This window comes from Natronococcus jeotgali DSM 18795, from assembly GCF_000337695.1.
GTDB classification, from domain to species: domain Archaea; phylum Halobacteriota; class Halobacteria; order Halobacteriales; family Natrialbaceae; genus Natronococcus; species Natronococcus jeotgali.
The window spans coordinates 1-12,392 of the sequence record NZ_AOIA01000136.1; the positions used below are offsets into that span (position 1 = coordinate 1).

Consider the following 12,392-nt stretch of genomic DNA (forward strand, 5'->3'; position numbering starts at 1 on the left):
TGAGCATCCGCTCGGTGTTCGCCCGCCCGCTCACCAGCGCGATCACCGGCGTCTCCGGGGTCACGAGCGCCAGCGGCCCGTGTTTCAGCTCGCCGGCGGCGAACCCCTCGGCGTGCTCGTAGGTGATCTCCTTGAACTTCAGGGCGCCCTCGAGCGCGACCGGGTACGCCAGCCCGCGGCCGATGAAGAAGTACGACCGACTGCTGCGATACCGGTTGGCGATCGCCGCGGCGTCGGAGGACTCGAGGACGGTCTCGACCGCGTCGGGCAGGGTGGCCAGATCCGGGAGCAACGCGTCGAGCTCGGCCGGGGGCTCACCGCCCCGACGGTCGGCGGCGATCCGCCGGGCCAGCAGGACGAGCATCGCGGCCTGCGAGGAGAACGTCTTGGTCGCGGCGACGCCGATCTCCGGCCCCGCGCGGATGAACAGCGCCTCGTCGGCCTCGCGGGCCGCGGTCGAGCCGACGACGTTCGTGACCGTCACCGTCTCGGCGCCGTCGGCGTTCGCCCGTCGCAACGCCGTCAGCGTGTCGGCGGTCTCCCCGCTCTGGGTGACCGCGATCACGAGCGTCCCGTCGTCGATCGGCGGCGCGGCGGCGCCGTACTCGTTGGCCAGCAGCGCGGTCGCCCGAACCCCGGACCGGTTGAGCGCGATCGCGCCGTACAGCGCCGCGTGGTAGGAGGTGCCACAGGCCACGAGCTGCACGTTCGAGACGTCGGTGAACGCGCCCGAATCGAAGTCCGCCAGCGCGGTCCGTCCGTTCTCGGGATCGATCCGCCCCTCGAGGGCCTGCGCGAGCGACGTCGGCTGCTCGTGGATCTCCTTGAGCATGAAGTGGCCGTACTCGCCCTTACCCGCCTCCTCGGGATCCCACTCGACGGTTTCGGGCTCGCGCTCCACGGGCGCTCCCGCGAGGTCGGTGAACTCGACGCCGTCCGCGTCGACGATGACGACGTCGCCGTCCCGGAGGTAGACGACGCTGTCGGTGTACTCGAGGAAGGCGGGGACGTCGCTCGCGAGGAAGTACTCGTCGTCCTCGATCCCGACCACCAGCGGCGACCCCTGGCGGGCCGCGTAGAGGACGTGCTCGCCCGAGAACATCGCCGTGATCGCGTAGCTCCCCTCGAGGTCGGCGATCGCCTCCCGGAAGGCGGTCTCGGTGTCGGCGCCGCCGTCGAGGTAGGACTGGATGAGGTGGGGGACGACCTCGGTGTCGGTGTCGCTGGTGAACTCGTAGCCCGCCGCCCGCAGCTCCGCACGGAGGTCGGTGTAGTTCTCGATGATGCCGTTGTGAACGACCGCGACGTCCTCGGTGGCGTCGGTGTGGGGGTGGGCGTTCTCGTCGGTCGGGGGCCCGTGGGTGCTCCAGCGGGTGTGTCCGATCCCGACCTGCCCCTCGATCGAGCCGCGCTCGATCGAATCGATCAACGCCTCGACCTTCCCGGAGCGCTTCTCGACGTCGATTCCGGCCCCGTTCTGGACCGCGACGCCCGCCGAGTCGTAGCCCCGGTACTCGAGGTTCTCCAGTCCCGTCAGCAGCGGCTCGAGGGCGTTCCCGTCGCCGACGCGGCCGATGATTCCACACATCGTCGGATCACCGCCCCTCGCCGGATTCGCTCGGACGGCCCGACGGTGCGTCGGTCGGACGGTCGTCCGCGGACGGCGGACCGGGCTGTTCGTCCGCGGAAACTGTTCGACAGAACGAACGGTGCGTGAACATAGGACACGCTAAGCGCTCCGGCGCTCATTACTATAGACGGACTATCGGACCCCGTAGCGAACGGATACTCGAGGCGCCCTCGCCGTCGACTCCACGGGTCTCGACGGGCGCGCCCCGCGGCGACGGACGGCGGTGTAGTCGTCGGATACGGGCTCGAGCCCGCCGTCCGGACGGATCGCGGTCGACTCGGCTCGAATCGGAACGGGAGAAGGGGTTCCCTTCGACGCCGATAATCGACCGAACGGCCGCGTACGGGGTGGTTATCCGCACGATCGAACGCATACGACCGGGTTCGGGGCCGTCGGTCGACGGTTTCCTGGACGAAGCGGCGCCACCCCGCTCGCGTACAGACCGCCGTCCGGTTCCGCGAGCGATCGGCGCTCCCGGTGCTCGTCTCGCGGGCGCGCCGCCGGCGTCCGATGGGAGCACCTCCGACGGAGGGAGTACCCGTCTGCGTGAGACCGCAGTGCAGAGGCGGGCAGAACCGTCACCCCTTTCCCGCGGCCGTTCCTCGGTTCTGACATGGGTTTTGGTAGCTACGACGAGTCCGAGCAGCAGCAACCGCAGGACGACGACGACGAGGACGTCGAGGCGGTCAACGTCCACGAGCACGATCACGACGGACAACTCGAGTTCGAATCCGACGTCACGACCGACCAGCTGGTCTCCCAGCTGGGCTCGATGAAAGACGACGACGAGGAGTAGCGGCGATCGCGGCGGGGACGATTTTTCAGGCTAGGGTCGACCCGCAAAGCTGCGCGATCGCCCGTCTGAGCCGCTGGGAGATCGCCGACTTCGAGACCCCGAGCCGATCCGCGAGCTCGTCCTGGGAGATCCGACGGGGGACGTCGAAGTACCCCTCCTCGTAGGCGACGGTCAGCAGCTCCCGCTGTTTCTCGGTCAGGGGAACGAACGCCTCGGCGTCCGCGTCGGCGGGACGGAGGTGGTCGACGCTCACCGAGACGCCCCTGTCGCGACACCGGTCGTTGAACCCGACGAGGGCGTCCCGATCGGGAAACCGGATCCGGAACCGCCAGCCGTCCCGACAGCTCGAGCACTCCCGAAGGCGGCCGCCGACGATCGCGCTCGCCTCGACGAGGGTGATCGCCCGATCGGTAAGCTCGAGGCGGTAGCTCCGACGGTCGGCGCCCCGATCGACGAGGACGGGGTCGGCGACGGTCGGGTCGGTTCCGAGGGCGGTCTCGAACGCGCGGAACTCGGCGCCGGACGCGGTGACGAACAGGAGGGTTCGGTCGTCGCCCGCGTCGGTCCAGTACTCGGGTTCGACGGCCACCTCCGGAGCGCGCCGCAGCGACGGCTGCAACACCAGCTCCGGGTGGGAGAGGGTGAGCTGAGCGAGGACGCCGCCGTCGGCCTGCGTTCGGACGCCGACGCCGTCGGACTCCGCGGCGAGGTCGAGGCTCACCGCTCGACCCGCCGTCCGCGGGGACGACAGCGATAAGCTCTCGTTACCGGGATCGTGATCATCGACTGGTCGATTCGGGCGCGAACGGATGGCCGTAGGGGCTAGATACCAACGCCGACCCCCGAGTCGTCGCTATGCGTATTCATCGGTCGCTCGAGGCGAGTGTCTCCGATCCGTGGTCGTTCCGGACGTAGCAGCCGACTATCCGCGGTAACCTCCCGCTACCGGCTCGCGTGCGACCGCCCTGCTCACTCGAGGCCGTCGAACTCGTCGAACAGCACCGAGAGCACCGTTCCCTGGGCGACTCTGAGGTGGCGGCTGAACGTCGGCTGGGAGATCCCCAGCGAGTCGGCGACCCCCTCGCCGGTGGTCTCGCGGGGCCACTCGAAGAAGCCGGCGTAGTAGGCCGCCTCGAGGGTCTGGCGCTGTCGCTCGGAGAGGCGCTCGCGAAGCGCCGCGTCCAGCGCGACCGCCTTCTCGGGCGAGCGCCCGCGCTGGCGGCGGGCGACCAGTTCGAGGTCCCACTCCCGTTCGAGCGCACCGACGAACGTCCGGACGTCGTTCGGCCCCGCCAGTTCGAGGACGAGCCGCGTTCGGTCGTCCGTCGGGGTCAGCGTCCGGACGCCGCCGCCGTGTGCGGCGACCGCCGTCGCGACCGACGGCTCGGCGACCCGGAACTCGAGCAGGCGCTGCCCGCCGACGGTGCCGACCGATCGGACGCTCTCGAGGCCGTCGACGGCCTCGAGGGGCGCCCCGTCGGGCTCGCCCCCCTCGTCGGCCTCGTCGGGAACCGTCGCGAACACGGTTCCGCCGCCGTCGGTCGGAACGACCGACCGGATCGTCAGCGGTCGGCCGATCCGGTGTGCGATCGACGCGAGCGGTTCGGACTCCCGGAGGACGAATTCGAGCTCGGCGACGGCGTCACCCCGAAGCGCGCGCCGGCTCTCCATCGCGTCGATGGCGACCCCGGCGACCCGTCCCAGACGCTCGAGACCGCGGCGGGTCGGTTCGTCGAACGCCGCGGGCGCCGTCGAGTAGAGGACCAACGCGCCGTACCGGAACCCCTCGTATCGGAGCGGAACGCACAGCGCGGAGCGGATTCCCGCCTCGAGTGCGCGCTCGCGCCAGGGCTCGTCCGCCCCTTCGGTCAGGCGGTCCGCGGACGCCGACTCCGGGATCGCCCGCCCCATCGTCGAGGCGTGTCGTCTCGCGAGCGACCCGAGGCGACCGTCGCCCGCTCCGGCGACCGCTCGCGGCTCGAGGGTCTCACCGCCCTCGATCGCGCCGACCCAGGCGAGCTCGATCCGTCCGTCCTCGCACTCGAGCGACGCCGCGCCCCGACAGAGCCGGCGGTACACCGCCTCGCGGTCGGTTGCGCCGAGCAGATCTTGCCCAGTTTCGCCGAGCCGTTGGAGTCGCTCGAGAAGCTGCTCCGCCTCGGTCGCGGGCTCGGCGGCGACCGTCGCGACGATCCCCTCGAGGCGGTTGCTCGCCCGAAGCTCCGCCGTTCGCCGGGCGCCGTCGGCGCGACCGAGGCGGACTCGAACGCGCTCCGACGCTCCGAGCGGTCCGTCCGCGGCGGCGGCGACCGCCTCGCGGACGGCATCGCGGTCCTCGGGGTGGACGACCTGCGAAACCGATCGCCCCTCGAGTTCGTCCGGCGAGATCCCGAGCTCCTCGTCGGTCGCCGGGCTCGCGTACGCGACCTCGCCGTCGCCGTCGAGGAGCCACACGACCGCGCTCGAGCCCTCGAGGATCGAGCGGTAGTCGGCGGTCGACTCGTCGGTCGGTCGATCGCGCTCGCCCGCCGCGAGTCGGCCGAGCCGGGCGACCACGAGCGGGTCGGGAGCGGCGGGATCGACGACGTCGGTCGCGCCCGCCTCGAGCGCGCCGACGGCGTCGGCGGCGACCGCGAGGATCGGGACCGACTCGCGTTCCGCCCGAAGGCGTTCGACCGGCGACCGTCCTCCGGGATCGAACCCGCAGACGACGCAGTGAGGATCGACCGTCTCGACGCGGGCGACAGCGCTCGAGAGCGCGCGCTCCCTGACCAGCGAGACCGAGTCGAACCCCCGCGTCACCGCCTCGGTCACCGCCTCGAGCGGGTCGGCGTCGCCGACGACGAGTACCCGGAGCAACGGATCGGCCGCGGCGCTGGTCGTTCGGGTCACGCGACCGCCTCCGGATCGGCGTCGCTCTCGATATCGGAACGGGCGGGTGCTCGAGGAGGGCCTGCGCGGCGGGACACGGTGGCACCTCCTCGCGCTCGTCGGGGTTAACTATCGGTCTCGTAGTCTCGAGTAGCGATCCATTACGACCGGGCGCGGACGGCAGATCGGCCGCCTCAGGACTCGTCTCGAACCGTGACGACCGGAACCGACGCGTTTCGGACGACCTCCTCGGCGACGCTGCCGACGATCAGCTGGTCGAGCCCGGAGCGACCGACCGTTCCGACGACGATCAGGTCCGCGTCGTGGGCCTCGGCGGCGTCGACGATCTCCTCCTGGGGGACGCCGTGGCGGATCGTCGTCCTGACGTCGATCCCGTTCCCGGCCGCCTTCTCCTCGGCGTGCTCGATCGCTTCGGCGGCCTGGTCCTCGAGGTCGGTCCGCATCAGGTCGCGTTTCTGCTCGGCGTGGGGGCCATCCTCGGAGACCGAGAGGATGTGCAGACTCGCGTCGAGCTGGCGCGCCAGCTCGATCGCGTGGTCTGCGGCCCGTCGAGCGCCGTCACTACCGTCCGTCGCGAGTAGGAGCTCCTGGTACATCTCGTCTCGAGGTTCGGGAAGCCGTCTGATACGTTTCCTACCTGCAGTTGCCGGCGGAGTCGCCCGGGTGAGCACGGGGCGAACGCGGCGCGAGCGTCGACGCCCGTCGATCAGATCACGTCGAGGACGAAGATCGCGAGGTAGAGCTGGCCGAGTCCGGCGAGGATCATAATCGCGCCCGCGATCCGCTCGATGGTCTTTGTGTGCGCGGAGAGCCAGCCGCCGCTGGCGACGAGTCCCACGCCGGTCGCGACGGTCAGCGAGACCATCAGCAGGGTAACGGTGCCGGCGTACGTTCCAAGCGCCAGCGCCGCCGACGTCGTCGACAGGGTCAGCGAGTACGACGTCACCGCGATGAACACCGGCGCGACACAGCCCGCCGCGGCGAGCGCGTAGCCGACGCCGAAGATCCCAAAGCCCAGCGCGCTCGAACGCCGCTTCGGGAGCGCGATCGACAGCGAGGGGGCGCGATCGAGGACCACCAGAACGCCGAAGACGATCAGGAGCCCGCCGACGATCGGCTCGAAGACGGCGACGTTCGACAGCGTCGAGTGTCCGATCAGGAAGGTCGCGCCGAAAAGCGCCGCAAACGTCGCGAGCACTCCAAGCCCCGCGATAACGCCCCTGACGAGCGATCCCGACAGCGACGCCGTCTCCTGATCGGTTTGGCTAGCGTAGAACCCGACGTAGCCCGGCAACAGCGGGTACGCACACGGCGAGAAGAAGGTTCCGACGCCGGCAGCAAGCGGAAACGCGACCACCGACAGCAGCGACGCGTCGATCATGGGTCGGCCTCGAGCGCCCGCTCGATTCCGGCGACGAGCTCGTCGGCGGTCTTGACCCCCGACTCGGACCACCGCAGCCGGCCCGTGGCGTCGATCGCTGCCGCGGAGGGGTAGCCGCTCTCGAGGTACCGTTCGGTGACCGCCGCGGTCGGGTCGAGCCCGATCGTCCAGTCGCCGCCGTGTTCGTCCCACCAGTCGGCGAGTTCGGCCCGCGTGATCGAGCCGTCCTCGCCGACTGACTCGCTGGTCACCGAGATGAACAACACCTCGTCGCCGATTCGGTCGTTGGCCTCGGCCAGCGCCGGCATCTGCTCGACGCAGGGCGGACACCAGGTCCCGAAGATGTCGACGAACGTCGCGCGGTCGCTCGCGGGCACGGTCGCGGTTCCGGCCTCGCTGCCCGGCGCGTCGACCGTCTCGACCTCGAGGGGCTCCTCCGGCTCCGGTTGGTCCGACTCGCGGCCGAGCAACTCGTCGACCGACGGAACGCCGGAGGCGGCGACCGCGCCGGCGCCGGCGATCACGCCCGCGCTTCCGACGCCCGCGAGCAGCTCCCGGCGGCGCATGGTTATCCGTCCACCACCGTCTTGGTGTCCTCGACGAGCTCCTCGGGAGTGACCCCGCCCTGCGGATCGATCGCGCGGGGATACGCGCGCTCGACGACGCCGTCCTCGTTAACGAGGACGATCAGGTTGTAGTGGGTGAAGGCGTACCCGTCGCCGTGGCCGCCGGTTTCGCTTTCGTTTCCGTGCGTTTCGTTCCCGTTCGTTCGGTTCTCCCCGTGCGATCCGTTCGCCTCGGTTTCGTTTCCGTGCGTTTCGTTCCCGTGAGTGCCGTTCGTTTCGTTCCGACCCTCGCTTTCGCCCGTCCCGTTGCCCCCTCCCTCGCCGTGACCGAGCGCGCTGTGGTCCTCGACGCGCTCGACGGGCATTCCGACGTCGTCCTCGACGAACGTCTTGGCCGCTTCGTTGTCCTCGGGCCGGAGGAAGTGCCAGTTCCCGACCTCGAGGTCGACGCCCTGTTGTTTGGCGTACTCCTCCAGGGCCTCGGGCGTGTCCCGGTTCGGGTCGAACGTCGTCGCTAACAGGCCGACGTCGTCGGCGTAGCCGCGCTCGATCGCGTCCTCCTGTACGCGTCGAAGCCGAAGAAGCAACGCCGGACAGGCGCCGTCCGGACAGGAGGTGTAGAAAAACGTCATCAGAAACGGTCGATCGTCCGTGTAATCCTCGAGCGACACCGTCTCGTCCGCCAGCGGGTCCGGAAGCGAAAACGACGGGAACTCCTCGCCGTTGACCGGGTGCGACGGATCGCCCCGCGCGTTCCCCTCGAGGACGGTCCGATCGTCGCCGCCGATACCGGGTACGTCGCCGAGACAGCCAGCGAGACCAGCGACGCCTGTTCCCCCGAGCGCCCGAAGATACGTCCGCCGTTCCATACCGGAATCCTGGGAGCGCGCGATCAAATGCTCGTTGGTTCGATTTCTGAAAGCGAAAAACGTCTCCGAATCGGAGAACTGGTCGGGAGACGGTACTGTTTAATCAGTCACTAGTTCACGATTCGAGGAATGTAGCGCCGTCGGTCGTCGACTAACAGCGTCATAATCGCCTCGAGCGTGAATCTCCCTCTCGAGGCTGAATCGCCGAAACCGTCCTCGAGACGCTCCGTCGAACCGATCGCGGTCGCTCTCGCACGACTCAGTCCGGCGTTTCGTCGGGCTAGGCTCGAGTTGCGTCCGGAAACGACCCGCGATCGGTCGGGCGGGCGGGCTTACGACTCGGATAACTATTTGGGGATGTCGGGTACACCCGATTATGTCACAATCTAACAACCCAGCAGTGGACGTCGGGTGCCCGGAGTGCGACGGTACCGTACGCGCGTCCGTCCCGCCCGGCCCGGGCCGCTCGGACGGTCAGGGGCGAGGCCACCTCCGCGGAACCGAAACCCGCTGTCGGAACTGCGGACACGAACTCGAGTTCTACTACTACTGAACCCCCCGCTCGGGGATTCTCCGCGAAACGTCGCGGTGTTACGTTCGCTCGAAAAGTGCTCCGTCTGGGATTTGAACCCAGGTCATCGGCTCGAAAGGCCGAAATGATTGGCCGGACTACACCAACGGAGCGTTCACTTCGTTCATGCTCCGAGCCCTACGTCACTGCGTTCCGTAGGACAACGGAACTGAACGCATTCACTGCTTGCCGAGGCCTAGTAAAAAACGTTCCGTTCCGCGGCCGTCGTGAGACGGCCTGCCGCACGAGCGTGCGAGCCGCCACCCGTCCTCGAGAGGGTGGTGCGATACCCGCCGCCATCTCAATTCTTTTGGAGGCGGGCTACGACCCATCGGCCATGAAATACGTCCGATTCCGGGACCCCGCGGGCGCCGTCCGCCGGGGCGAACTCGAGAGCGGTCGCGTCCACTTCGCGAACGAGAGCTACGCCCTCGAGGACGAGGCGATCGACGTCCTCCCACCCTGTGAACCCTCGAAGATCGTCTGCATCGGTCGCAACTACGCGGCCCACGCCGACGAGATGGGCAACGACGTGCCGGATCGCCCGCTGCTCTTTCTGAAGCCGCCGAACGCGCTCGCGGCCCACGGCGACACCGTCACCGCCCCCGCGGGCAAGGAGCGAATCGACCACGAGGCCGAACTCGGCGTCGTGATCGGCGAGCAGTGTCGCCACGTCCCCGAGAGCGAGGCGATGGACGTCGTCGAGGGCTACACCTGCGTCGACGACGTCTCGAACCGCGACGACCAGCGCGAGGAACAGAACTGGATCCGCGGGAAGGCCTTCGACGGCGCGGCGCCGATGGGGCCGGTGCTCGCGACGCCCGACGAGGTGCCCGACGACGCGGCCGTCCGAACCCGCGTGAACGGCGAGACGAAACAGGACGGCTCGCTCGACCAGCTCATCTTCTCGGTGCCCGAGCTGATCGCCGAGATCACGACCTACATGACCCTCGAGCCGGGAGACGTGATCGCGACGGGCACCCCGGAGGGGGTCGGCCCGCTCGAGGACGGCGACGACGTCGAGATCGAGGTCGAGGGCGTGGGGACGCTCGAGCACTCGACCCGCCGTCCCTGAACGCACACCGCCAACGCTTTTCGTTTCGGCTCGCCAATCGCCGCCCATGACTGTTCGCTACGGCGCGGTCGATATCGACTGGCTCGGCTACGCGACGGTTCGCCTCGAGGGCGAGACCGGAACCGTCGTCTACATCGACCCGGGCCGATACGGCGTCCTCGACGACTACGACGCCCGGGACGGCGACCTGGTGCTGGTGAGCCACGACGACCACTACGATCCCGAGGGGATTCGACGGGTGGCCCACGAGGACGCCGTCGTGGTCGCCCACGAGGCCATCGACGCCGACGAGATCGACCGCGTCGACGAGTCCCTCGAGGAGCTTCCCTACGAGGTCGAGCGGGTGCGCGGCGACGAGTCGTTCGTGCTCGGCCCGCTCGACCTCTATACGACCCAGGCGTACAACGAACCCGGCGGGCCCTACACCGACGACGAGGGCGAGCCCTACCACCGCGAGGGTGAGGGCTGTGGTTTCGGCGTCACGATCGACGGCGTCACCGCCTTTTGGCCCGGCGACACCGACGCGCTCCCGGTCCACGAGGAGCTGGCCGTCGACGTCTTCCTGCCGCCGATCGGAGGGTCGTTCACGATGGATCGACGCGACGCGGCCGAACTCGCGGGACGGATGCGCCCGGGACTCGTCCTGCCGATCCACTACAACACCTTCGAGGCCCTCGAGACCGACCCCGACGCGTTCGTCGTCGACGTCGCGAGGCGACGGGTTCCGGTCGTCCTCGACGAGTGACCGCGTCCGCGCCCCACGGCGGCGGGAGTAGGCCCCGGAGCGCGCTTGAGTGCGGAAGCCACACGCGGCGCTGCGGAGCTACCGACTCGCGCGTCCGAGCCGACTCCGGTCGGTATCGCTTTCGTGACTGATAGCTCCAAAGAGTTAGTGTCGCTCTCGCCCTTTCCCCGCGTATGCGAAACGACCGTCGGAGGGGGAGTCGCGTCGACGGCCCGTACTGCACGCACTGCGGCGCGGCGCTCGAGCCGTCGATGAACTTCTGCCCGGACTGCGGCCGTCACGTCGACGGGGCCGACGGCTCGGCGTCGCGATCCGCCCTCGAGCGACGCGTCGCGGCCGCGACGGCGGACGGGTGGACGCTCGAGCACGACTTCGGCGACCGCGTCGTCATGGTCCGTCGGACGGTCGGCGGGAGGGACGAGCACCTCGTCGTCGCGGCGCTGTCGGTCTGGTGGACGATGGGACTGGGCAACGCGCTGTACGGGCTCTACCGCTACGTCGGCGACGCCGAGCGGACGGTGCTGCGGGCCGACCCGTCGACCGACGAGCGCGACGCCGGTTCGCGGTTCGAGACCGTCGGGCGGATCGCCGGCGCCGGCTGTCTGGCGACGGCCGTCGCGCTGGCGGGGTTCGCCGCCGCCCCGGCGAGTCCGACGCTGACGCCGCTGCTGGCCGCGATCGCGGTCGGGCTCGCGACCGTCGGGCTGGGGCTGTTTCCCGGGGTTCGCCGCCGCCTCGGGAACCGCCGTTCGCCGTCCGCGAACGGCCTCGCCAGGTCGGTCGAGGAGTCGACGGTCGTCGACTACGAGCGGTCGTGTACGGCCTGCGGCGGTCCCGTCGGTCGCGGGCTCGAGCGAACCTACCGAAAGGGGGTCTACGTCCTCGGCGTCCCGTTGACGCTGTCGGAAGGGCACAACGCCTACTGCGGGCGCTGCGCGAACGGAACGACCGAGGACTCGCGGTCGGTCGGCGAGACGACGATCCCGATCGCGGACTCGAGCCCGGCCGAGCGCGAGTCCGAGCCGCGGCGCTGATTCGGATTCGAGAGCGAGGACTCCCGCCATAGTCGGCCGTCGAACGGGTCGAGCGCTCGAGAAGCGACCGTTTGCTCTAGAGGACGCCCATCTCGTCCAGGCGCTCGGGCAGATACGTATCCGTCACGAAGTCCAGTCCGCGGGAGGCGAGGGACTGCTGTTCGGACTTCTTTCCGATCTCGAGCTGGAGCTCGATCTGTTCCTCCCAGTAGTCGGTCTGGAATCGGGGGTCCTCGAGTTCGCTCTCCAGGGCGTTGACGTCGGAGTCCGAGAGGGGATCGGTCGGCAGGTCGTACTCGACGATGTCGGCGGGCTGGATGCCGATGAACTTCGCCTCGGGCGTCGCGAGGTACTCCGAGAGGTGCGCGGACTTGATCGATCCGTACGCGACCGAGCCGTAGATGCGGTAGGACCACGGGTCGCCGTCGGTAAAGACCACCACGGGGAGGTCGAGTTCGTCGTGGAAGCGCTTGGTCAGCCGGCGCGTGGCGCGTGCGGGCTGACCTCCGAGGTGGACGACGATGGCGTCGTACTCCTCGTCGAAGCCGTTCTCGACGAGGCGGTCGCGCATCCCGCCGGTCTCGACACAGAGGACGAACTCGGCGTCGTTGTCGAGGAATTCGATCATGTCCGGGTTGTTCGGGATCTGGTAGCCGCCCTGGCCCACGTCGAGCTGGCAGTGGATGGCGCGGTCGCCGCGGTTGGTCTGCTCGCGGATGTGCAACGGCCCCATCACCTTCGCGCCGGACTCCTCGGGGCGCATGTGGAAGTCCTCGCGGGTGACTCCCGAGACGATCTCTAAGTCCTCGATCAGACCGTTGGACTCGTCCTGG

General features: G+C 69.4%; 12 protein-coding genes and 1 tRNA gene. 4 read left to right on the top strand and 9 right to left on the bottom strand.

Annotated elements, in window-relative coordinates; translation table 11 throughout:
* On the bottom strand, positions 1–1,588 hold a 1,588-nt coding region (glmS, locus tag C492_RS15785), incomplete at its 3' end, for a glutamine--fructose-6-phosphate transaminase (isomerizing) (protein WP_008425429.1).
* A 655-nt stretch (positions 1,589–2,243) separates the two neighbouring features.
* On the opposite strand from glmS, the gene C492_RS15790 reads away from it, so the two are divergent.
* Complete coding sequence (locus C492_RS15790) at positions 2,244–2,426, top strand: DUF5786 family protein (RefSeq protein WP_008425431.1); 183 nt, start codon at positions 2,244–2,246, stop codon at positions 2,424–2,426.
* Positions 2,427–2,451: 25 nt separating this feature from the next.
* On the opposite strand, the gene C492_RS15795 is transcribed toward C492_RS15790, so the two are convergent.
* The 7 genes from C492_RS15795 to C492_RS15825 form a co-directional block, all read right to left on the bottom strand.
* The gene (locus C492_RS15795; RefSeq protein WP_008425433.1) at positions 2,452–3,147 is read right to left on the bottom strand and encodes a helix-turn-helix domain-containing protein; all 696 of its coding nucleotides are present in this window, start codon (positions 3,145–3,147) and stop codon (positions 2,452–2,454) included.
* Positions 3,148–3,395: 248 nt separating this feature from the next.
* Complete coding sequence (locus C492_RS15800; RefSeq protein WP_008425436.1) at positions 3,396–5,318, bottom strand: bacterio-opsin activator domain-containing protein; 1,923 nt, start codon at positions 5,316–5,318, stop codon at positions 3,396–3,398.
* A 173-nt stretch (positions 5,319–5,491) separates the two neighbouring features.
* The gene (locus tag C492_RS15805; protein WP_008425439.1) at positions 5,492–5,914 is read right to left on the bottom strand and encodes a universal stress protein; all 423 of its coding nucleotides are present in this window, start codon (positions 5,912–5,914) and stop codon (positions 5,492–5,494) included.
* A gap of 110 nt (positions 5,915–6,024) precedes the next feature.
* On the bottom strand, positions 6,025–6,699 hold the full coding sequence (locus C492_RS15810) for a cytochrome c biogenesis CcdA family protein (RefSeq protein ID WP_008425441.1): 675 nt from the start codon (positions 6,697–6,699) through the stop codon (positions 6,025–6,027).
* On the bottom strand, positions 6,696–7,265 hold the full coding sequence (locus tag C492_RS15815; RefSeq protein WP_008425443.1) for a TlpA family protein disulfide reductase: 570 nt from the start codon (positions 7,263–7,265) through the stop codon (positions 6,696–6,698). Before C492_RS15815 ends, C492_RS15810 begins: the two co-directional genes overlap by 4 nt.
* 2 nt (positions 7,266–7,267) lie before the next feature.
* Entirely contained in the window at positions 7,268–8,134 is an 867-nt protein-coding gene (locus C492_RS15820; protein WP_008425446.1) for an SCO family protein, read from the bottom strand.
* 609 nt (positions 8,135–8,743) lie between these two features.
* Positions 8,744–8,818: transfer RNA gene (locus C492_RS15825), tRNA-Glu, on the bottom strand.
* 224 nt (positions 8,819–9,042) lie between these two features.
* On the opposite strand from C492_RS15825, the gene C492_RS15830 reads away from it, so the two are divergent.
* The 3 genes from C492_RS15830 (at position 9,043) to C492_RS15840 (ending at position 11,559) form a co-directional block, all read left to right on the top strand.
* A complete protein-coding gene (locus tag C492_RS15830) occupies positions 9,043–9,780 on the top strand; it encodes a fumarylacetoacetate hydrolase family protein (RefSeq protein WP_008425450.1) in 738 nt (245 codons plus the stop codon).
* Between the two features lie 46 nt (positions 9,781–9,826).
* The gene (locus C492_RS15835; protein ID WP_008425452.1) at positions 9,827–10,525 is read left to right on the top strand and encodes an MBL fold metallo-hydrolase; all 699 of its coding nucleotides are present in this window, start codon (positions 9,827–9,829) and stop codon (positions 10,523–10,525) included.
* A 173-nt stretch (positions 10,526–10,698) separates the two neighbouring features.
* On the top strand, positions 10,699–11,559 hold the full coding sequence (locus C492_RS15840; protein WP_008425454.1) for a zinc ribbon domain-containing protein: 861 nt from the start codon (positions 10,699–10,701) through the stop codon (positions 11,557–11,559).
* A 76-nt stretch (positions 11,560–11,635) separates the two neighbouring features.
* Here the strand turns inward: C492_RS15840 and C492_RS15845 are convergent.
* Positions 11,636–12,392, bottom strand: a 757-nt coding sequence (locus C492_RS15845) for a DNA topoisomerase IV subunit A (RefSeq protein ID WP_008425457.1), incomplete at its 5' end; no start/stop codon positions are given.

Excerpts from the sequence above, each read along its gene's own strand:
- C492_RS15790 (WP_008425431.1), top strand. The coding sequence starts at position 2,244 with ATGGGTTTTGGTAGCTACGACGAGTCCGAGCAGCAGCAACCGCAGGAC.
- C492_RS15805 (WP_008425439.1), bottom strand. The coding sequence starts at position 5,914 with ATGTACCAGGAGCTCCTACTCGCGACGGACGGTAGTGACGGCGCTCGA.
- C492_RS15810 (WP_008425441.1), bottom strand. The coding sequence starts at position 6,699 with ATGATCGACGCGTCGCTGCTGTCGGTGGTCGCGTTTCCGCTTGCTGCC.
- C492_RS15815 (WP_008425443.1), bottom strand. The coding sequence starts at position 7,265 with ATGCGCCGCCGGGAGCTGCTCGCGGGCGTCGGAAGCGCGGGCGTGATC.
- C492_RS15820 (WP_008425446.1), bottom strand. The coding sequence starts at position 8,134 with ATGGAACGGCGGACGTATCTTCGGGCGCTCGGGGGAACAGGCGTCGCT.
- C492_RS15830 (WP_008425450.1), top strand. The coding sequence starts at position 9,043 with ATGAAATACGTCCGATTCCGGGACCCCGCGGGCGCCGTCCGCCGGGGC.
- C492_RS15835 (WP_008425452.1), top strand. The coding sequence starts at position 9,827 with ATGACTGTTCGCTACGGCGCGGTCGATATCGACTGGCTCGGCTACGCG.
- C492_RS15840 (WP_008425454.1), top strand. The coding sequence starts at position 10,699 with ATGCGAAACGACCGTCGGAGGGGGAGTCGCGTCGACGGCCCGTACTGC.